Raw genomic sequence first — 21,409 nt, 5'->3', positions numbered from 1 at the left:
TTGCGGCCTTGCGGGTGCGTGAAACTGGCGGCTCCGGCGGTCTTGCACCGCAGGTCCGCTCCAGTGGAAAACCTGTGAAGGTTGTAAACCTGACGGGTATTCAACGTCAAGGCAATGCGCGGAAGTTCGTGAGGAAGGGTGTGCCATGGCAGGGAACTCGTCGGTGCCGTCGGCGCCGCTGGTGCTGCCCGGCACCCGCACGGGGCGCGACCCGGAGCGCTCCCTACGGCGCGGACCGCGCCGTACCTCACCCGAGGAGGTCGCCGCCAACCAGCGCGACCGGTTGCTCGACGGCTTCGTCCGCACCGTCGCCCGCGTCGGCTACGCCCACACCCGGGTCAGTGACATCTGCCAGGCGGCGGGAGTGACCAGGCCGGTCTTCTACGAGCTGTTCAAGGGCAAGGAGGACGCCTTCCTCGCCGCCCACCAGCACGGCACCTCGTTGGTCGTGGGCGCGATGGAGGAGGCCCACGCCCGGGCCGCCGACTGGCCGAGCCGGGTGCGGGCCGGGCTCGGCGCGCTGCTGGGCATCCTGGCCGAGGCTCCCGCGTTCGCGGCCATGGCCATCGTGGAGATCGACGCGGTCGGCCCCGCCGGGCGTGAGGCCCGCGAGACGTTGCTGGCCCGCTTCCGCACGTTCTTCACCGACCTGCCCGAGGTCGAACTCCCCGTCCCCATCGAAGAGTTGGTCGACACCGTGGTCGGCGGAGTGTATTCCGCCATCTACCGGCGGATCGCCGCCGGCCGGACCGCCGAACTGCCCGCCCTGCTGCCCGGCCTGACCTTCTCCGTCCTGGCCCCCTTCCTCGGCCCGGAACGCGCCGCCGCATGCCTCGCCGATCCGCCACTCTCCGCGGGACCACTGCCGGCGTGCCTGACCCCGGACGCCTGATCGGGAGAGTGGTGTCTGGTGACAACCGCCTGGGTTCTGTCCGGCGGAGCATGTTGCGTCGGGTCGCCGTGACCAAGCGCGGCGGCCTGACTGTCCAGTGCGCGGGCGCTCTCAAGTCGCACCGCGCTCTGCGCGCGATTGGTCCTGCGGTCGCCCGGGACCAGGGCGACCTTACGGCGCCGACTCGTTGAGTTCGGCGCCGCTGGGGTCGGGCCCGTGTGGCTCCGCGTCGCGGTGCTTACCTGACGTCGACGAAGTCGCCGGGCGCTGTCGAGGCGGCGGTGGTGGCGGTGCCTGCGAAGACGTAGCGGTAGTACCCGTCGACCGTGGCCTTGGTGGTGGTCTTCAGCACGCCGGTGGTGCTGGTCTTGACGGTCTTGAGGGTGGTGTAGGTGCTGCTGCCCTTCTTGCGGAACTGCAGCTTCACGGGCTGGGACGCGTAGCCGGCGTACTTGCCCGTCGACCAGTTCGCGCGGGCGAGCTTGCCCGTGACCGTGAGGGTCTTGCCCTTCTTGACCGGCTCGGGTGTGGCATCGGCGGTCAGCGTGGAGAGCTTCTTGATCGAGACGGTGGCGACGTCGTCGTTGTAGCTGGCGTTCGCGTACAGGTCCCACGCGCCCAGGAACAGCTTCCAGGTACCGGCCACACCGTTGTCCTTCATGTCGGTGGCCGGATGGATGTTGAAGACGGCCTTGCAGTTGTAGACGCCCTGGGTCGCGGTCTCCGTGCAGGTCGGGTCGTCGTCCGTCCCCAGGCCGCCGGTGATGCCGTCCGTGGTCGAGCTGTCGGTGCCCTGCCACAGGAAGGCCTCGGTGAGGGCGACGCCGTTCTGGTCGGTGGCGGTGTACGTGACGGTGACGGACTTCGTGCCGGTGGTGCCGAGGACGATGTCTTTGCCACCGTTGATGACCGCGTTCGAGAACTTGGTGTTGCCCAGCGAGTCGTTCGGACGAACGGCCTTCGAGGCGAAGGAACTGAGCTTGGCCGACGCACCCGCACGCTCCGACGCCTGAGCGGCAGCCGGAAGAGCGAGCGCGGACAGAACGACGGCACCGGAAACTATGGCGGCCGCAACGCGTATACGCATGAATCCCCCACGGGAACCTGAGAGGCCCGCCGAAGTCTCCCTCTGGCCGGGCCTGTTGATCTTCGTATCATATGAACTCAGGTCGGAAATGGTGAAGATCCCTTGTGTAATAAGTGCGTAATGGACCAGCGGTCACCACATCATGTGCGCGGATGGGCGTGATTCTGCGCTGCGGCCTGGCAGCGTCTTGAAGGGACGGGCTGGCTGCCGTGCCTCCTTCGCGAGATTGCCCGTTGGCTGGCGGGGACGTCGACTTCGGTCGGGCGGTCATCCGGATCGACGTCGACTCGTCGGAACGCCGACCGCCGGGTGACGTTCGATTGATGCTCAGGCGAAGCCGACTTCGCAAGATCAAGACGGTTCGCGCGCCCCTCATGCCGTGCGTGCGCTGCGCGCCGTTCTTCGCCGCCTCCGGTATCGACCGCATCGAGCGGGTCCTGACCGACAACGCCTGGCCCTACCGCAAGAGCTTCGCCTGGCGAGGGGCGCTGGCCGACCTCGGCGCGGCCGGCAAACTCACCCGCGCCTACCGTCCGCAGACCAACGCTAAGGTCGAACGCTTCAACCGCACCCTGCTCGAGGAGTGGGCCTACCTGTGGCCCTACACCAGCAACACCGAACGCACCGAGGCCCTGGCAGACTTCCTGCACACCTACAACCACCATCGCTGCCACACCGCACTCGGCGGCCAGCCACCGATCAGCCGTGTGAACAACCCTGCGGGTCAATACAGCTAGCGCCTCGGTGACCGGCGGACGGCCAGCACGGCGACGTCGTCGTGCTGGCCGTCGTGCCCGGCGAACGCGCGGGCGTCGTCGTAGAGGGCCTGGGCCAGGTCGGTCGGGCTGAGGTGGGCATGGCTCTTCAGCCGTTCGTCGACCGGGAAGAACGCGCCGTCGGCGGCGCGGGTCTCGGTGAGGCCGTCGGTGGTGAGCAGCAGCGTCGAACCGGCCGGGAACGGGAACCAGCCCACCGTCGCGGGCTCGTCGGAGAGTTCGGCGAGGCCCAGCGGGACGCCGGTGTCCAGCACCGGCGTGGTGATGTCGCCCTCGTGCACCACCTGGGGCGGAATGTGCCCGCAGCTGACGACCTGCACCTCCTCGCCCGCGTCGACGCCGATGACGAGAGCGGTGACGAACCGCTCGTCGTCGCCCGTCTGTTCGGCGTAGGAGTTGTGCCGCACGACCGAGGCGTCCAGGGCGTCGACGAGCGCGGTGAGCGTCGGCTCACGGTAGGCCGCCTCCCGGAAGGCGCCGATGACGGCGAACGCGGCCCCCACGGCCGCCAGTCCCTTGCCCTGCACGTCTCCGATGAGGACCCGGGTCCCCCATGGGGTGGCCACGACGTCGTAGATGTCTCCCCCGACGAGCCGGTCCTCCTGCACGGGCTCGTAGACGCCGCTGACCAGGACGTCGTCGGTGAGCAGGGGCAGGGGGTGCAGGATGTGCCGTTGCATGGCCGCGGCGGTGGAGCGCAGGCGCAGCATCTCGTGCTCGCGCTGGATGCGCCGGTGGCAGGCGTAGTCGGAGGCCGCTCCAAGGGCGACGGTGAACAGCACCAACAGCAGCCGGTCGAACCAGTGGCCGGCGTCGACGGCTCGCACCAGCACCGCGACTGTCACGACGACGGTGGTCCAGGCGGCCACGAACCTCGTCTGCCGGACGGTGCACAGCGCCGATGCCGTTCCCGGCAGAAACACCAGGAGCCCCAGCAGCCACACCGTGGATTCCGACAGGACACCGAGGACCAGGACCAGGGCCGTCGCCGCCAGAACGCCCGCGACGACCTCGCTGTCGCGTGGCGGCTCGATGGCCTCAAGCGGGTGGTTGCTTCTCTTCAGGCGAGTACGGGGCATGAGAACTCCAGGGCAGCTGCTGATCCTTCCGTACGGTAGGCAGGTCCGGCCGACCGGAAGTGGCGCCCCGCCGGGTCCGCGGCCGTCGAGTGTCGTCGCGTCAGTCCGGCGGACGGACGGAGGTGAGCAGGTCGAGCGCGACATCGAGGACCGCGGCCTGCTTCTGCGCGGGCTCGGCCTCGATGTCGTCCAGGGCCGTCACCGCCGCGCGCAGTGTCGGTACCGCCGCGTCGCGACGGAGTTGGTCGTGAAGGCGCGCGTCGGTGTCCCGGCAGACCGCGACCACAGCGGCCGTCGTGTCGTCGAACTCCGTGCCCACGGCCAGGCCGCGCACGACCGCCCAGTTCACCTGGAGGAGTCCGTCCGTGTGTGTCGCACGCCTGCGCCTCGAACTAGCTCTGCTGTTACGGAGGTTGCGCGACACGCGCAGTGAGCCGATGCCTGGGCCGGGGAGCTCAGCGGCGGTCAGGCGTGAGGTGCAGCAGTCCGGTGGAGGGCAGGCGCTGGCCGCGCTGTTCCGCCGGGTGCGCTGAGCTCTCGTACGCCTACGAGGCGTCGTAGGGATAGAAGCCTCGGCCGCTCTTGCGGCCGAGGTGGCCCGCGGCGACCATGCGGCGCAGCAGCGCGGGAGGTGCGTACAGCGGCTCCTTGAACTCCTCGTACATGGACTCGGCCACCGCCTGCGCGGTGTCGAGGCCGATCAGGTCGAGCAGGCGCAGCGGGCCCATCGGGTGGGCGCAGCCGAGTTCCATGCCCTGGTCGATGTCCTCGGGGCGGGCGGCGCCGGATTCCACCATCCGTACGGCGCTGAGCAGGTAGGGCACGAGCAGGGCGTTGACGACGAAGCCGGAGCGGTCGGGGGCCTGGATGGCCTGCTTGCCCAGTTGTGCGGCGAAGCCACGGGTGCGCTGGACGGTCTCCTGGCTGGTGGTGAGGGCAGGGATGACCTCGACCAGCTGCTGCACGGGCACGGGGTTGAAGAAGTGCATGCCGATGACCTGGCCGGGGCGGTCGGTGACGACGGCGAGGTCCACGATGGGGATCGACGAGGTGTTGGTGGCCAGGATCGCCGCCGGGTCCGCGACCGCCTTGTCCAGCGTGCGCAGGACGTCGGTCTTGATGTCGCGGTTCTCGGCGACGGCCTCGACGACGAGCTGACGGTCGGCCAGGTCGCTGAGGTCGTGGGTGAAGGAGAGCCGGGCGAGGGTCCGCTCCCGCTCGTCCTCGCCGAGCTTGCCGCGTTTGACGCCTCGATCGAGTGAGGCGGTGAGCCGGCGGCGGCCGGCCTCCAGCGCGTCGGGGGTGGCCTCCGCGACGCGGACGTCGATGCCGTTGCGGGCGGCTACCTCGGCGATGCCGGAGCCCATGAGGCCGCAGCCGACGACTCCGAGGCGGGTGACGGGGTCCATCTGTTGTCCAATCCTTGGCTCAGACGTTACGGCGGTACTGGCCGCCGACCTCGAAGAAGGCGTCGGTGATCTGCTGCAGCGAGCAGACACGGGCGGCGTCCATGAGGACGGCGAAGACGTTGTGGCCTTCCATCGCCGCCTCCTTGAGGGCGGCGATGGCGGTGTGGGCCGGCTCGTGGTGGTCGGCCTGGAAGTCACGGACGCGGGCGAGCTGGGACTGCTTCTCCTGCTCCGTGGCGCGGGCCAGCTCGATGGCGGCGGGTTCGGCGGTGTCGGCGTGGGGCCTGCGGAAGGTGTTGACGCCGATGATGGGCAGGGTGCCGTCGTGCTTGCGCTGTTCGTAGAGCATCGACTCGTCCTGGATACGGCCGCGTTGGTAGCCGGTCTCCATGGCGCCCAGGACTCCGCCGCGCTCGCTGATGCGCTCGAACTCCTGGAGCACGGCCTCCTCGACCAGGTCGGTGAGTTCGTCGATGATGAACGACCCCTGGAGGGGGTTCTCGTTCATGGCCAGGCCCCACTCCCGGTTGATGATCAGCTGGATGGCCAGGGCCCGGCGGACGGAGTCCTCGGTGGGGGTGGTGACGGCCTCGTCGTAGGCGTTGGTGTGCAGGCTGTTGCAGTTGTCGTAGATCGCGATGAGCGCCTGCAGGGTGGTGCGGATGTCGTTGAAGTCCATCTCCTGGGCGTGCAGGGACCGTCCGGAGGTCTGGACGTGGTACTTCAGCTTCTGGGAACGCTCGTTCGCGCCGTACTTCTCCTTCATCGCCACCGCCCAGATGCGCCGGGCGACGCGGCCGAGGACGGCGTACTCGGGGTCCATGCCGTTGGAGAAGAAGAACGACAGGTTGGGCGCGAAGTCGTCGATGTGCATGCCGCGGGCGAGGTAGGCCTCGACGTAGGTGAAGCCGTTGGCGAGGGTGAAGGCGAGCTGGCTGATGGGGTTCGCGCCGGCCTCGGCTATGTGGTAGCCGGAGATGGACACCGAGTAGAAGTTGCGAACCTTCTGCTGGATGAACCACTCCTGGATGTCGGCCATCATCCGCAGGCTGAACTCGGTGGAGAACAGGCAGGTGTTCTGGCCCTGGTCCTCCTTGAGGATGTCGGCCTGGACGGTGCCGCGCACGTTGGCCAGCGCGTGTGCCCGCAGCTCGGCCGCCTCCTCGGGGGTGGGGGCGCGGCCCTCGGTGGCACGGAAGCGGTCGAGTTGCTGGTCGACGGCGGTGTTGAGGAAGAAGGCCAGGATGGTCGGCGCGGGCCCGTTGATGGTCATGGAGACCGAGGTGGTCGGGGCGACCAGGTCGAAGCCGTCGTAGAGCGCCTTCATGTCGTCGAGCGTGGCCACCGAGACGCCGGAGGTGCCGACCTTGCCGTAGATGTCCGGGCGTTCGTGCGGGTCGCGGCCGTAGAGGGTGACCGAGTCGAAGGCGGTGGACAGGCGGGTGGCGGGCTGGCCCTCGGAGAGCAGCTTGAAGCGGCGGTTGGTGCGGAACGGGTCGCCCTCCCCGGCGAACATGCGGGCCGGGTCCTCGCCGTCGCGCTTGAAGGGGAACACCCCGGCGGTGAAGGGGAAGCGGCCGGGCAGGTTCTCCCGGCGCCAGAAGCGCACAAGTTCGCCGTGGTCGGTGAAGCGGGGCAGGGCGACGCGGGGGATCTTGTTGCCGGAGAGGGACTCGCGGGTGAGCCTGGTGCGGATCTCCTTGTCCCGGATCCTCACGACCTGCTCGTCGCCGGAGTACGACGCCACCACGGCGGGCCAGTTCTCGATCTGCTCGGTGACGGCGTGCGGGAGCCGCCTGCGCGCGTCGTCGAGCAGTGAGCGCACGTTCTCGGCGTCGGAGCCGGCGTCGACGAGCTCGCCCTCGACCGCCTCCAGACGCTGCACCCGCTGGGCCGCCTCGGCCAGTCGGTCGGTCTCGCCGTGGTAGGTGCGGACCGTGTCGGTGATCTCGGCGAGATAGCGCACCCGATCCGCGGGAACCACCTGGCGGATGCCGGAGGAATGGCGTACGTCGACCGGTGCCAGCGCGCCCTCGGACAAGGGCAGTCCGTTGTCGGCCAGGACGGCCTTGAGGTGCTGGTGGAGCGCGGTGACGCCGTCGTCGTTGAAGGTCGCCGCCGAGGTGCCGTACACGGGCATGTCCTCGGGGCGCTTGTCGAACGCCTCGCGGTTGCGGACCAGTTGGCGGCCGACGTCGCGCAACGCGTCCTTGGCTCCGCGCCGCTCGAACTTGTTGATCGCCACCACGTCGGCGAAGTCGAGCATGTCGATCTTCTCCAGCTGCGAGGCGGCGCCGAACTCCGGTGTCATCACGTACATCGAGGTGTCGACGAACGGCACGATCGCCGCGTCGCCCTGGCCGATACCCGGCGTCTCCACGATCACCAGGTCGAAGCCGGCGGCCTTCACGACATCGATCACGTCGGACAGGTGCTCGGGCAGCTCATGGCTGCCCCGGGTCGCCAGACTCCGGAAGAACACCCGGTTGCCGTCGAGGGAGTTCATGCGGATGCGGTCGCCGAGCAGCGCACCGCCGCCGCGGCGCCGGGTCGGGTCCACGGCGATCACCGCGATGCGCAGTTTGTCCTGCTGGTCCACCCGGAAGCGGCGCACCAACTCGTCGGTCAGCGACGACTTTCCGGAGCCGCCGGTGCCGGTGATGCCCAGCACGGGCGTCACCCGTGCCGTGGCCGCGGCACGCAGCCGGCCCAGGAACTCCGGGGGCAACTTGCCGAGTTCGGCACCGGTGAGGGCACGGGCGATCGCGAACCGGTCGCCGGCGAGCACGGCGGCGGGGTCGGCGGGCTTGCCCTCCCACAGGTCGAAGTCGCACTGCCTCACCACCGAGTTGACCATCCCGGCCAGGCCCATCCGCTGCCCGTCCTCGGGGGAGAAGATGGTCACCCCGTTCCCGCGCAGCCGGGCGATCTCCTCGGGCACGATGACACCGCCGCCACCGCCCACGACATGGACGTGGTCCGCCCCCTGCGCGCGCAACGACTCCACCAGGTACTCGAAGTACTCGACATGGCCGCCCTGATAGGAGGAGACGGCCACGCCGTGCGCGTCCTCCTCCAGCGCCGCGTCCACGACCTCCTGAACCGAGCGGTTGTGCCCGAGGTGGATCACCTCGGCGCCCTGCGACTGGAAGATGCGCCGCATGATGTTGATCGACGCGTCGTGCCCGTCGAACAGGGCGGACGCGGTGACCAGGCGGACAGGGTGCACGGGGCGGTGCAGGTCGCTCATCGGGGCCTTCCCGGACAGGTCGGGGGAGTTCTGGCTGTGAAGAGATACTAGGACGTCCTAGTAAATGACAGAAGGTGATGACCATGTGACCAGAAGCACAGGGGGGTGTGGTGACGTGCGGAGGTGCCCCGCCGCAGTCGAGGTATACGTCTTCGGCACCGAGAGCTGGACGACCGTGGCGCTGCTCGCGGCGCTTCGGCCGGTGTTGCCCCGCACGCACCTCTGTGCGGTTGTCGCGGGACGCATCTACGCCAGGTTGGCAAGCGGCGACACCCGCGGAACCCGCATCGGCGCTCGTGGCGCGGACGCCGCGATCACCGGCCGCTCGGCGACGAGTTGAGCGTCGCCCGGGCCGGGTCGCTCACCCCACAGGGAGCACGATGGCCGACGGATGCTCGGGGTCGTGGAAGACCTGCTGCTCGGCGGTGCGCAGTTGGGTCGCCGCGCCGCGGTGGGCCACAGTCGGACGGTCGTCCGGGTAACCCGGTTCGCGCCGGTCAGGCTCGACAGGCTGTCGCACACATGGGCCGAGCGGCCGTTTGCGTCGATGTCGCAGAGGCGTACGAAAACATCGCCGCCCCGACCGGCGTGGGCACGGTCGCGTGCCACGGCCCGTCGGCCAGGGGCCGGCAGGCCTGGTGGTCGTAGGTCCACGCGTGGTCGATTCCGTAGGCCTCGGCGCGTTCCCAGCGTTTCCGGTCGGTGCCCCAGTCCTGGTCGGGCGGGATGATGACGCCTATCCGGATCGCCGGTTCCTCAGCTCCTTGTCGGCGTGCCCACCAGCACCTGTGTCGGCAAGGTAGGCATGGGTGGTCGCAAGGAGGTACGGCCGACCGTAGGACGTTGCGGGGCCCTCTTCGACAGATGTCGAAGAAGCCTGCCACTCGCTCCTGACCTGCGCTCTTCGGCCGGTTCAGTCGGCCGGATTCCTCTCGTCCCCGATCAGGGTGGCCCGGACGGACTCCGCCGTCGGAGCGGCGAGCGCCTCGGCCCGCCCGGTGTGCAGCAGCACCAGATCGGCGACGGTCCCGACCCGGACCCGGCGGGGCGGCCCGCCCGGATCGTCGGCAGGCCCCAGATACGCGTCGAGTGCGGCGACCGGACTGAGCCTCTCCTCGGGGGCGAGGACCTGCCCGGCCGGGGTCGCCCTTCGTACGGCCGTCGCGATGACGGCCCACGGGTCGAGCGGCCCGTACGGGGCGTCGGACGACAGGGCCAGCCGGACACCGCCGTCGGCGAGGGACCGGCAGCGATACAGGTCGGCGCGGTCGCGGACGGGCACCTCGCGGGCGTAGTCGTCGCCGCGGTCCGCGAGAAAGCCGGGCTGGGTCACCACCCGCAGTCCCAGTGCGGCGAGGTCACCGATCAACTCCCGTGGCACCAGGGCGCCGTGCTCGATCCGGTCGCCGGGCAGCACGCCCGACTCCCGCAGCGCCACCAGCAGCAGCACGAGCGCCTCGCGGGTCACCACATGCGCGGCGACGGCACGGCCCGCGGCGTGCACCGCACGGACCCGTTCCACCAGGTCGTCCAGGGTCGGCAGCCCCGAGTCGGCCAGGACGATCTTGTACGGGCCGACGGTCGGCCGACGTGGCGAGGACTCGGCGGGCGAAGCGTCGAGGGGCGCACCGAGCAGGTGAACCCGTTGCGGGAGCACTCCGGTCGCCATGTCGTCGGCGATGGCGGTGAGCGCTTCCGGGGCGAGGTCGGGCGTGGCGTCGGTGACCGAGGTGACACCGAGGCGTGCCAGCTCCGCACCGACGGCGGCGAGGATGGGCGGGCGAGGGCGCGGAAGCCGGGGGCGCAGCCAGTCGTCGGCGCGCCACAGACGGCCGGTCGGTGCGCCGTCGGCGCCGCGCTCGATGCCCGGATGGGCACCGGAGGCCAGGGAAACCGCCTCGGCGGCAAGGGAGTTGAGGATCCAGAGGGCGCCGCTGCGATGCTGGACGCGTACGGGGTGGCTCGGGTGGATCCGGTCCAGCGTGAGCGCGTCGAGGTTCCCGGCGACCGTCTCGTGGTAGCCGACGCCACGGATCCAGCCGTGCTCGTCCGGGGCCGTGGAGGCGAGCGCCGCGGCGAGGCCGGCCCGGTCCCGTACGGCGGGCGGTCCGCACCGGAGCGACTGCCGGTGCGCGGCGAGGGCGTGCAGGTGGAGATGGTGGTCCACCAGGCCCGGCAACAGAGCGCCCCCGCGGCAGTCGACGGCCTCTTCCCCAGGGCGGCGGGACAGGGCCGGAGCGACCTCCGCGACCCGTCCCCCGGCGACCCGTACGTCGGCCCGGCGGCCGTCCATCAACTCGGCGTCGTGCAGGAGCACATCGGTGACATGGCGGAGCCGGCTCATGGCGCGGGGATCCCGAGGCCGCGCAGCACCTCGGTGGTGTGCTCGCCCATGCCGGGCGCGTCTCCGGCCGGTTCGCGCCGCCGGGGTTGCGCGACGGGGACGAACCCGTCGGCGGTCTCCACCACCCACCCCGTCCCGGAGCGCCGGGCGGCAGCGGCGGGTCCTTGAGCATGCTCCAGCGTCGAGGCGACGACCTCGGTCATGGCGATGTCGTGCAGGAAGCCGCTGCCGTCGGCGGGAGCGGTGAGCGCCCGTGCGGCGGCGGCCAGCCCGGTGAGCGGGTCGGCGACGGCGTCGCCGCAGAACAGGGGAGTGCCGTCGCTCTCGCGGGCGACGAGCCCGGCCGCGGCGGCGACGTCGTCGCCGAATCCGATCCGTTCGCTCGCGCGTCCGGCCGCCGTGAGGGAGATCCAGTTCGCGCCGGCGGAGACCGCCGCGTGCGCGTCGAGCCCGAAGCGGGCCAGCGCGCGGGGGCGGGACGCTTCGATGACGATGTCGGCGGACGCGACAAGCGCGGCCAGGGCGCGTCGACCTGACACGGTGTCAGGGTCGAGGACGACGGACCGGTGCCCCGCGTGCAGCAGCCGATAGAACTCGGGCTGCCCACGGCGGGCCCCGTCGGGGCGGGTGGGTGTCTCCACCTTGACCACGCGGGCTCCGGCCAGGCCGAGCAGGTGACCGCACAATGGTCCGGCCCACAGGGCACTGAAGTCCACCACGAGGAGACCGTCGACCGGCCGGGGCACGAGAGGAGAAGACGGGGACGGGGCAGGGCGGACCGGCGCCGGTGACGCGACCGGGGCGGCCGCGAGCCCGAGCAGTTCGGCCCGCTCCGCCAGTTCGGCCCCGGTGTGGTCGCGCACCCATGCCGTGACCACCGGCCAGGGATCACCGGTCAACGGGGCCCCGACCAGGGCGCCGAGCAGCGCCGGATCATCCGGGCGGGCGCACGACACGGCCGCCCAGCCGTCGGCGCTGGGAAGCAGCCGGCACGCGCCGCCCGCCGATGTGCGGCCACGCCGTGAGTGACCGGTGAACGCCGCCCGCTCGGCGAGCAGCGCGGCGCCGTCGACCCGCACCGGTGCGCGGGTATGGGCGGTCAACTCGTCGATACGGTCCGTGAGTTCCCGGGCATACGTCGCCGCGCGCCCGGGGGGTACCAGGGGCGGCCCGTCCGCACGTCCGGTGAGTGCGACGACGCCGCCGGCCGCCCAGTCGGCGGACGGGTCAGGGGCGACGCTCACGGCACTGACCAGCGGGAATCCGACGCGACAAGCGGCATGATCCTGACGATACACTCGCGGCCCCTCCCATGACCGTGACCTCGAAGGAGTGTGGGTTCCGATGCCGGACGCGCCCGTGATCAGCCCGGCACAACTGGTCTCCGGCAACACGTACGCCCTCGTCCTCGACGCGGACGGAGGGCCGGAGGGCTCCGTACTGGCCGTCGACCTCGACACCCCCGCCGCCCCGGAGGCGCTCGCCGCCGCGGCCCGGCGTGCCCGGGCATGCGACCGCATCCTCGTCGGGGTCACCGAGGCCGCGTCCGGCGACCTGTCTCCGAACGTGATGGCGCTCGCGGAGGCCCTCGACATGACCCTCGCAGCGGGTGAACCGGCACCCGGTGACCGCTTCTTCGTGTCCACCCCCGACCCGTCCGCCGCACTGGCCGAGATCACGGCCGGCGTGGCGACCGCTCCCCAGGCCGCGCTCGTCCTGGCCGGGCTCCTCCGTATGACCGGGACGCTCTCCGTGCGTGGACGCCCTGCCGACGCCTTCTACACCTCCTCGCCTTCGCTGGATGTGCTGCGTGAGGGGCTGAGCCGGTGTCTGCCGGACCTGCCGCCCGCCGTGCACGTCGAGCGTGCCGTCATGACGCGTCACCTGATCACGCAGATGTGTGCCGAGCGGGAACGTGCTCTCGCCGAGAACGCGCCCACTCCCCGGGCGAGCTGGCATGAGGCCGCAACCGGCCTCATCGACGCGGTGGTCGCGCTGTGGGAAGCGCCGGTCACGCCGGAGGACTAGCGGCGGCGGTGGGGCGGCCGGAAGGGTGCCGACGCCGGTCCCTGGTGGCCTGTCTGGTGCGGGCCCATCCCCGAACACCTGGCCGCTCTGCGGAACCTGAGTTGAAACCCCCGCTTCCGCACTTCGGCGGTGCACGGTCTTCACCGACCTGCCCGCCCTGCTGCCCGGCCCGACCTTCTCCGTGTCGGCCCCCCTTCCTCGGCCCGGAACGCGCCGCCGCATGGCACAAACGCCGCACGAACCAGGACTGAATGGTTGGTGGAGTGAAGGTGTACAACCATGTGCCGCCTCCTCATGTCGAACTGGCGACCAACGGTGTTGCTGCCGTGCTGAGTTCCGTGGGGGGAACCTTGTTCATGATGGTCCGTCGGTTGTGTGGGGTCCTGCGGGTACGCGGGGCGGCTGACCTTCTCCTTGTCTTTGTGCTCGCAGGCGCTTTCGCATCGCTGCCGGTCTTCGCGCTGCTGCCGTCGCTGAGGGGCTTCGCCGCGGCGTCGGCCGTGAGTTATCTCGCGGATGAGGCGTTGCACGTCCGGGCTCCCGGGTTCGTCCGCCGGCTGGCCACGCTGCAGCTCGACCGAACGCTGCGGTTCGCCGTGCGGACGGTGATGCTGCTGGCCCTGGCCGACCGGATGGGCGCACCGGATGTCGTCCTGGTCGCCGCGCTCGCCGTCTTCAGCGCCCACTTCGCGCTGGTGATGCTGTACACCGCGCTGCACCACGCGATACGCCGGCGGCGGGTGCTGCCCCTGGTGGTGCGCAACCTCGACATGAGCGCGCTGGCCCTGCCGCAGCAGCCGCCCGCGCTGCTCTTCCGACGCTTCCTGCGCAAGCTCCTCCATCTGGACCTGCCCGCCCACGCGGGGCTGTTGACCGCGCTGGCCACCGGAACCTGGGGGGCGGCGTACCTCGGCCTCGCCGTGACCGCCGGCACCACCGCGGCGGCGGTGTTCGCGCTGCTGGGGCAGTACCTCCGGGTGCGCAGAATGCCGGTACGGGAAGAGGTGTTCGCCGAGGTCAACCGCCAACTCGCCGGTTACCGGCCCGAGGTGGCGCTGTATTTCAGCTTCGCCGCGGTGTCCCGGGATTTCATGTACCAGGTCAACATGTGGATCGAGACCTTGGAGCAGCTCGACCGGCGCCCACTGATCATCCTTCGCGAGCGGGCCTCCTTCCGCCATCTGAGCCGTACCCGACTCCCCGTCGTCTGCGTGCCCAAAGCCGATGACCTCGCCGAACTGGACCTGTCCGGTGTCCGGGTCGTCCTCTACCCCGGCAACGCCGGCAAGAACGTGCACATGCTGCGCGTGGCCGAGGCCAAGCACGTCTTCATCGGCCACGGCGACAGCGACAAGCTGGCCAGCAGCAACCGCGTCAGCAAGGTCTACGACGAGATCTGGGTGGCCGGCCGGGCCGGCCGCGACCGCTACCAGCGCGTGCGGCACGCCATCAGCGAGGAGGCGATCGTCGAGGTGGGCCGCCCGCAGCTGGCGCCGATCCGGCTGCACGCCGACCACATCCCGGGCCCGCGCCCGGTCGTCATGTACGCCCCCACCTGGGAGGGCTGGAGCGACGACGACTGCCACACCTCACTGATCCCGATGGGCGTTGCCCTCATCGAGAAGCTCCTCTCCGAGAACGTACGGATCATCTACAAGCCGCATCCGCTCACCGGCAGGCGCTCGGCCGAAGCGGCCGCCGCCGACGCGAGAATCCGGCAGCTGCTGCACGCGAGCAACGACGGCCCGGAGACCGCGCGGGCCCAGTCGGCCCTCACCGCGGCACGGCCCCGGCTGACGCAGATCCAGGCCCGGCTCGACCTACTGGCCGGCCGCCAAACCGGCGACGACACCCAGCAGACCCGCGAGGCACGCGTCCCGGAACACGACGACGCGGCCGAGTGGCACGCCCTGCACGCCGAGTGGCACCGGCTCTTCTGGGAGAGCCACGGCCCCCTCCGGCACCACGTGATCGTCGAACAACTGCCCACGCTGTACGAGTGCTTCAACCAGGCGGACATCCTCATCAGCGATGTCTCCTCCGTGGTCGCCGACTTCGTCGCCGGCCTCAAGCCGTACGTCCTGACCAACGCCCACGACCTGCCCGACGAAGACTTCCGCGCTGCCTACACCACCGCCGGAGGCGCCTATCTCCTCGACCGTGCCTGCACCGGCCTGCCGGACATCCTCCGCTCGGTGCGCGCACCGCGGCACGATCCGATGGCCCCGCACCGCCGCACGCTCAAGGAGTACGTCCTGGGCCCGGACCGGCCCACCTCGAGGGAGCGCTTCAACGCCGCCGTCAACGCCCTGGCGGACAAGAGCGCGGCGGAACTGGCCGAAGACCGCGCCCTGTGGGAACCGACCGACCTCGTCGGCTGAACGCCCCCAAGGGGCGAGTCAGGACGACGCGAGAGACGGGACCGGTGTGCGAACGCGAATCTCCGCCCGTTGCTCGTGAGGGACCAACTGCGCGACACCACCGGTCCCCGGGGCGGATTGGCCGGCGCCGTTGAGAGCAGGCCGGTTCGTCTGTCACGGACGCCACCGTGTACGGCACCCGGTGGGACGGGCGGCTGCAACTGGCCACCGACCATGCCCGCAAGGGCGAGACCTGGGTCGTGCTGCGTACCGAGGCCACCACCTGGTGACCGAGATCGTCCGGAGGCGGAAGTGACAGTGAACCGGCTGGGCCCGGTCGTGCACGGCGGACGCCCGGAGGCCGCGAGGAGGTCGAGGCCGCGGGTCACCACCACCCCCAACGGTCTCGATTCCCCGCCCTGCTGACCGTCCCCTTCCCGCAACCCCAATGCCAGCGCTCCGTCGCCACCGGCGCACCCGCCACACAGTCAGGCCAGGCGCACTTGTGGTGGCGCCACACGCGCCTGTCTGTGAACTTCGCGTTCAGAAAGTCTCGTTGGCCTCGTTGACATGCTGCAAGCACACGCGTTTCACTCAACACTCGTGAATGGCAACGTTGTCAGGCCGTCATGGCGACCTGAACTGTTGTCTGTCGCCGGCGTTCGCGGGTTTCCGGCACGTCGGCACCTGTTGTGCGAGGCACGAACTGCTGCGGAGGCAACCGATGGTGAGACCCCGACGTTCAGCTGCGCCACGTGACCGAAAGAGATTCCGCCAACGCCTGGCCGTGGCCTGCGTGTTGGGCATGGCCGTCCTCTCGCTCCCGACAGGGGGGAGCGCCTATGCCGCGAGCACCCCGACGCAGGGCCTCGTGAAGAACCCCGCGTCCCTCGTCAACCCCCTCATCGGCACGTCCGGTGCCGTGGACACCTTCCCCGGCCCCGACATGCCGGCCGGCATGATGCAGTGGGGCCCGGACACGACGCCCGACCGTCCTGACGGTGGCGGGTACGAGTACAACGACGACAAGCTCTCCGGGTTCAGCCTCACCCACGTTTCGGGACCCGGCTGTCCCGTCGCGGGTGACCTGCCCATCCTGCCGGTGACCGGCGCGCTGTCGGGCAACCTCGGTGACGCGTCCGTCGGCTTCAGCCACCACGACGAGCAGGCGGGCATCGGGTCTTACAAGGTCACGGACGCGAATGGCGTCACGACCGAGTTGACCGACACCACCCGCGCCGGTCTGGGCCGCTTCACCTTCCCCGCGGGTCGGCAGGCGAACCTGCTGTTCAAGCTCAGCGGCGGTGCCACGCAGGTGGACGGAACCCGAGTGCAGGTGGTCAACGACCAGGAGATCAGCGGCGCGATCGACAGCGGTCACTTCTGCGGCGCGAGCAACCGGTACACGCTGCACTTCGACATCAAGTTCGACCAGCCGTTCACCGCGAGCGGCACCTGGGTCGGCGGCACCATCAACCCCGACGCGACCTCGCTGAAGGCGGGCAAGGTCCTGCAGACCCCACAGGCCACGAAGTCAGCGCCGTTGAAAGAGAAGCACTTCACCGTCCCGGCCAGGCCGGCCCCGACGATCCACGGTGGCGGTGCCAAAGCCTCCGGTACGCCGTCCCCCGCACCCAGCACCAGCACCGCACCCCGATCGCCCGCCACGGCCAAGGCCGCCCAGCCCCCCACGACCGGTGCGAACGGCATGTACCTGACGTTCGACACCTCCTCGACCCCCACGGTCAGCGCGAAGGTCGGCATCTCGTACACGAATGACGCAGGCGCGGCGGACAATCTGGCCACCGAGATCAAGAAGTGGAACCTCGACGCCGTCGAGCAGGCCAACCACGACGCCTGGAACGCGGTGCTGAACAAACTGCAGATCGGCGGCGGCTCCTCGGACCAGCAGGTGCAGTTCTACACCGCGCTCTACCACGCGCTGCTGCACCCGAACGTCTTCTCGGACGACAACGGCCAGTACATGGGGATGGACAACCAGGTCCACAAGCTGACCAAGGGGCAGAAGGCCCAGTACGCCAACTACTCCGGCTGGGACACCTACCGCTCCCAGACCCAGCTGATGGCGATGGTCGAGCCGAAGGTCGCCGGCGACGTCGTCACCTCGATGCTCAACGGCTACGACCAGACAGGCCTGTTGCCCAAGTGGGCCTCGAACAACGGCGAGAGCTACGTGATGGTCGGTGACCCGGCCGCCGGCATCATCGCCGACGCGTACGCCTTCGGCGCGACGAACTTCGATACGGACAAGGCGCTTGCCGCCCTCCAGCACGAGGCCACCGTCCCCAACAACGACCGCCCCGGTGAGTCCGTGCGGGACGCGAAGGGCTATCTCCCCCTGGACGAGGACGACTACAGCTGCTGCAACTTCTACGGCCCGGTCTCCACGCAGCTGGAGTACGACTCCGCCGACTACGCCCTGGCCGCCTTCGCGAAGTCGCTGGGCAAGACGACCGCCTACGAGAAGTTCGCCACCCGCGCCCAGGACTGGATGAACGTCTTCAACCCGCAGACCGGCTACCTGCAGGCCAAGAACAAGGACGGCCAGTTCGCAGGCGGTTTCACCCCCGGCACCTCCAACGGCTTCGTGGAGGGAACGTCCGCCCAGTACACGCCGATGGTCCCGTTCAATCTGCAGCAGCTCATCCAGGCACGTGGCGGCGACAAGGCCTACTCGTCCTACCTGGACAGCCTGCTCGACAACATCACCCACCCCGGCAACACCGACGCCGACCTGAGCAACGAGCCCAGCGTGGAGATCCCCTGGGAGTACGACTACACGGGCCGGCCGTGGAAGACCCAGGCGGCCGTCCGTGAGGCCCAGCAGGACCTGTACTTCAACGCGCCGGTCGGCTCGTTCGGCAACGACGACCTCGGCGCGATGAGCTCCTGGTACGTCTGGTCCGAGCTCGGCATGTACCCCGAGACCCCCGGCACGGACACCCTGGCGCTCGGCAGCCCGGCCTTCCCGGTCGCCCAAGTGACCCTCGGCGGCGGCAAGACGGTGCGGATCAACGCGCCGCAGGCCGCGCCCGACGCGCCGTACGTACAGTCGCTCCACGTCAAGAGCAAGGAGTGGAACACCTCCTGGCTGAGCTACCAGCAGTTCAAGGGCGCGGGCACGATCGACTTCACGCTCGGCACCCAGCCCAACACCTCCTGGGCGTCCGACCCGTCGGCAGTGCCGCCGTCGGACACCACCGGCGGCGGCCGGGTACTGGCCGCGACCGGTCCCTCCAGCGATGGCCTGGTGCTCGAGCCGGGCACGTCCGGTGACGGCACACTCGACCTGACCAACCTCGGCAGCAAGGACGTCACCGTCGACTGGAAGGCGACGACGCCCTCCGGCGTCACGCTGGACACGTCGTCCGGCTCGCTGACGGTACCCGCCTCGGGCAGCGCCGAAGCGAAGATCCACGTGACGGCGGGCGCGAGCGAGGGAACCTACCCGATCACCTTCGCGCTGACCGACCACAGCACCGGCGCCACCCTGAACGGGGCGACTCTGCGCGTGGCTGTGGCCAAGGCCGGTGCGCTGTGGCCGTACGCCACCAACGAGGGCATCTACCCCGACGGCGCCGGCTTCTCGGGTGGCTTCGACAACGATGGCTGGGCGTTCTCGCAGAACGCGCTGTCGGCGGCCGGCGTCACGAACGGCTCCACCGTCACGGTCGACGGCATCTCCTACATCTGGCCTACGGCGACGTCCGGGCAGCTGGACAACCTGGAGATGGCCGGCCAGACCATCCCGATGCCGGCCGGCACGTCGGGCGCGTCGCTGGGCCTGCTGGGCACGGCGACCAACGCGCCGACCGACGGCAGCGGAGTTTCGGGCACCGTCAGCGTCACCTACACCGACGGCACCTCCTCGAAGGCGACGATCGGTTTCTCGGACTGGACGCTCAACGCGGGTAACAGCAAGCCGCTCGAGGGCGACACGACGGTCGTCACGACGGCCTACCGGAACACCGGGAGCGGGGGCCGGGACAACGTCAAGGCATACGTCTTCGCCACGAAGGTACCCCTGGACGCGTCCAAGCAGGTGGCGTCGATCACGCTGCCGGTGACGGGCTCGACGGGCGCCGACCACCTGTTCGCGTACGGCTTCGGACAGTAGAGGACGCAGCGGCACCGACAACGCCGGGCCGGTTCCCGGGCGCACGCCCGGCAACCGGCCCGGCCGAGCACCCGAGCCCTCCATGGCGAGGAGCAGCGGCGGCCACGCGGCATCCGGGAACTTTCGCCTGATTCCCGCGGTCACGGTCTCCACGCTCCCCGCGGAAGGTTCAGCCACGCAGAACGTCAAGAGCCGTGAGAGCGACGTGGAGTTCGGTGCGTCGTTCGCCTGATTCGAGATCGCAGTCGAGCAGCCGCTCGATGGTGCGCAGTCGTTGGTAGACGGTCTCCCGGGAGACGTTGCCGTGGCGGGCGGCGGTGGTCTTGTTGCCGGCGGCGTCCAGGTAGTGGCGCAGGGTCGCCAGCAGGCTGGTGCCGTGCCGGGTGTCGTGGTCGACGAGTCGGCCGAGTTGCTGCTCGGCGTAGTTCTGGACGCGGGTGTCCTCGCGGAGCGCGAAGAGGAGGCGGCGCAGGCCGATGTCGGCGCTCTCGTGATAGGAGCGTCCGGTCGGAAGAGGGCGGCCGGGCTCGATCGCCTCGGCCACGCGGGTCGCCTCCCGGAAGGAGCGGGCGACGCCAGGGAGGTCCGCGGCTTCTCCTCCGACGCTCACCGTCGTGCCCGGTACCAGGTTCAGCGCGGTGCGGCTCAGATGCTCGACCACGGGACGCCACGGCTGGTCGGGGCGCAGGGACAGGAGAAGGCCGAGGCGGGTCGGGCCGAGCAGGCCGACGAGGGCCTGGATGCCCTTCGTCCTGAGCTCCTCGGAGAGGAAGGCCTCGGTCTTCGCCGAGTCGACTTCGTGCGGGATGTCCGCCAGAACGACCATGAAGTGGGAGTCCTTCGTGGTCAGGCCCAGCGCGGCCACTCGGGCGTCGGCGTCCGCGGGGGAGCGGTGGCGCTGTTCGACGAGGTCGCGCAGGACGTTGCGGTGCGCGGTGCGCTCCCAGGGCGTGGGGTGGATGAGACGGGCGATGGTGAGAGCCATCGCGGTTCTCTCCAGCACCGTGATGTCCTCGGGGCCGAAGGCCGAGTCAGAGTCAGAGTCCGAAGCCGAAGCCGAAGCCGAAGCCGAAGCCGAAGCCGAGTCAGAGGCCGAGGCCGAGGCCGGGGCCGGCAGCATGGCCACCCGGCCCCAGCGTTCGCCCTGGTATTCCACTGGGGCCACGAGCCAACCCTCCGGACCGGATACGCCCGCGTGGTCGACGGGCGGTGTCGCCCTGGACCGCTGTTCCCAGCTGCTGAGGGCGATCTCCGTCGTGCCGCGCGACGACTCGCAGACCAGTGCCTGATGAGCCAGGTTCTCCAGGACGACGGTGCGGCCGCTTGTCTCCGCCGCGGTCCGCACCACGTCCCCGGGGCCCGCGCCGCGCAGGGTCAGGGCGGTGAACTCCTCATGGATGCGCTGGGTACGGCGCATCGCCTCGGCCTGGTTGCCGAGGAGGAGCGTATGGACGACCTGAGTGACCTCCAGGAAGTTGACGTCCTCGGCCAGAGTGACGAGGGGCAGGTCGCGGGCCTGGCACGCCTGGACCAGGGCGTCGGGCGGGCGGTGGTAGCGGCGGACCAGTTCGATGACCAGGGCCGCCGCACCGATGTCCGCGAGTTCGTCGACGTAGCGGCGCACACCCGCCGGCTCCTCGGGCAGGGGCATTCCGGTGGTCAGGACGAGCTCGCCGCCCTTGAGGAAGGAGGCGGGGTCCGTCAGTTCGGTGATGTGCACCCAGCGGACGGGCCGATCGAGACGGCCCACTCCGGTGACGACCTGGGGCCGTCCGGCGGCCAGGACGGGCAGGGCCAGCACGTCGGCGACGGTGGGCGGCCGACCGACGGCGTCCCTGCCCCGGTCGGGCACGGAACCGTCGAGGTCGTCGGTGCCCGGCCCCGCGGCCGCGTGATCGTTCTCGCTCACCCTGCCTCCCTAGGGGTCCACCCGCCAGAGCCAGGTCGAGAGCGGGGAATGCCCCGTCACTCTGACAAGCGCCGCTGACCTGCGCAAGGGGCCCGAGTGGAGGGTCGTGGAGCGCGCTGGACCGGGTCCGCGGGCGG

At 70.4% G+C, this 21,409-nt stretch carries 13 protein-coding genes and 1 pseudogene; 6 read left to right on the top strand and 8 right to left on the bottom strand.

Annotated elements, in window-relative coordinates:
• Positions 1-145 precede the first annotated feature (145 nt).
• Positions 146-892, top strand: a complete 747-nt coding sequence (locus ACWC09_RS35010; RefSeq protein WP_450854961.1) for a TetR/AcrR family transcriptional regulator — start codon at positions 146-148, stop codon at positions 890-892.
• A gap of 238 nt (positions 893-1,130) precedes the next feature.
• Here ACWC09_RS35010 and ACWC09_RS35005 read toward each other — a convergent pair whose 3' ends face one another.
• Positions 1,131-1,979, bottom strand: coding sequence for a hypothetical protein (locus ACWC09_RS35005; protein WP_450854960.1), 849 nt, complete (start codon positions 1,977-1,979; stop codon positions 1,131-1,133).
• Positions 1,980-2,365: 386 nt separating this feature from the next.
• Here ACWC09_RS35005 and ACWC09_RS35000 point away from each other — a divergent pair.
• A pseudogene (locus ACWC09_RS35000) lies at positions 2,366-2,716 on the top strand (integrase core domain-containing protein); the annotation flags it as partial.
• On the opposite strand, the gene ACWC09_RS34995 reads toward ACWC09_RS35000, so the two are convergent.
• The 4 genes from ACWC09_RS34995 to icmF form a co-directional block, all read right to left on the bottom strand.
• Positions 2,713-3,834 (bottom strand): PP2C family protein-serine/threonine phosphatase, encoded by a 1,122-nt coding sequence (locus tag ACWC09_RS34995; protein WP_450854959.1) that lies wholly within the window; start codon positions 3,832-3,834, stop codon positions 2,713-2,715. The pseudogene ACWC09_RS35000 and the gene ACWC09_RS34995 sit on opposite strands and share 4 nt — an antisense overlap.
• Positions 3,835-3,934: 100 nt before the next feature.
• Positions 3,935-4,183, bottom strand: coding sequence for a hypothetical protein (locus ACWC09_RS34990; protein WP_450854958.1), 249 nt, complete (start codon positions 4,181-4,183; stop codon positions 3,935-3,937).
• Between the two features lie 196 nt (positions 4,184-4,379).
• Positions 4,380-5,243 carry a 3-hydroxybutyryl-CoA dehydrogenase gene (locus ACWC09_RS34985; RefSeq protein WP_450854957.1) on the bottom strand — a complete coding sequence of 288 codons (864 nt, stop codon included), beginning with the start codon at positions 5,241-5,243 and terminating at the stop codon, positions 4,380-4,382.
• A 19-nt stretch (positions 5,244-5,262) separates the two neighbouring features.
• A complete protein-coding gene (gene icmF, locus ACWC09_RS34980) occupies positions 5,263-8,493 on the bottom strand; it encodes a fused isobutyryl-CoA mutase/GTPase IcmF (RefSeq protein ID WP_450854956.1) in 3,231 nt (1,076 codons plus the stop codon).
• 115 nt (positions 8,494-8,608) lie between these two features.
• Between icmF and ACWC09_RS34975 the strand changes: the two genes are divergently transcribed.
• Positions 8,609-8,833 (top strand): hypothetical protein, encoded by a 225-nt coding sequence (locus tag ACWC09_RS34975; protein WP_450854955.1) that lies wholly within the window; start codon positions 8,609-8,611, stop codon positions 8,831-8,833.
• Positions 8,834-9,406: 573 nt separating this feature from the next.
• Here the strand turns inward: ACWC09_RS34975 and ACWC09_RS34970 are convergent.
• Positions 9,407-10,837 (bottom strand): amidohydrolase family protein, encoded by a 1,431-nt coding sequence (locus ACWC09_RS34970; RefSeq protein WP_450854954.1) that lies wholly within the window; start codon positions 10,835-10,837, stop codon positions 9,407-9,409.
• The gene (locus ACWC09_RS34965) at positions 10,834-12,081 is read right to left on the bottom strand and encodes a CoA transferase (protein ID WP_450854953.1); all 1,248 of its coding nucleotides are present in this window, start codon (positions 12,079-12,081) and stop codon (positions 10,834-10,836) included. Before ACWC09_RS34965 ends, ACWC09_RS34970 begins: the two co-directional genes overlap by 4 nt.
• A 100-nt stretch (positions 12,082-12,181) precedes the next feature.
• Between ACWC09_RS34965 and ACWC09_RS34960 the strand changes: the two genes are divergently transcribed.
• The 3 genes from ACWC09_RS34960 (at position 12,182) to ACWC09_RS34950 (ending at position 19,363) form a co-directional block, all read left to right on the top strand.
• Entirely contained in the window at positions 12,182-12,865 is a 684-nt protein-coding gene (locus tag ACWC09_RS34960; protein WP_450854952.1) for a hypothetical protein, read from the top strand.
• A 422-nt stretch (positions 12,866-13,287) separates the two neighbouring features.
• Positions 13,288-15,246, top strand: coding sequence for a hypothetical protein (locus tag ACWC09_RS34955; RefSeq protein WP_450854951.1), 1,959 nt, complete (start codon positions 13,288-13,290; stop codon positions 15,244-15,246).
• An 850-nt stretch (positions 15,247-16,096) separates the two neighbouring features.
• Positions 16,097-19,363 carry a lectin gene (locus ACWC09_RS34950; protein WP_450854950.1) on the top strand — a complete coding sequence of 1,089 codons (3,267 nt, stop codon included), beginning with the start codon at positions 16,097-16,099 and terminating at the stop codon, positions 19,361-19,363.
• Positions 19,364-19,532: 169 nt separating this feature from the next.
• Here the strand turns inward: ACWC09_RS34950 and ACWC09_RS34945 are convergent, their stop codons facing one another.
• Positions 19,533-21,215: a PucR family transcriptional regulator gene (locus ACWC09_RS34945; protein WP_450854977.1), complete on the bottom strand. Its 1,683-nt coding sequence runs from the start codon at positions 21,213-21,215 to the stop codon at positions 19,533-19,535.
• Positions 21,216-21,409 lie beyond the last annotated feature (194 nt).

Source organism: Streptomyces sp. NPDC001617, from assembly GCF_053596855.1.
The sequence above is the reverse complement of the archived record's forward strand: the minus strand, read 5'-3'. Positions and strand labels throughout refer to the sequence as shown.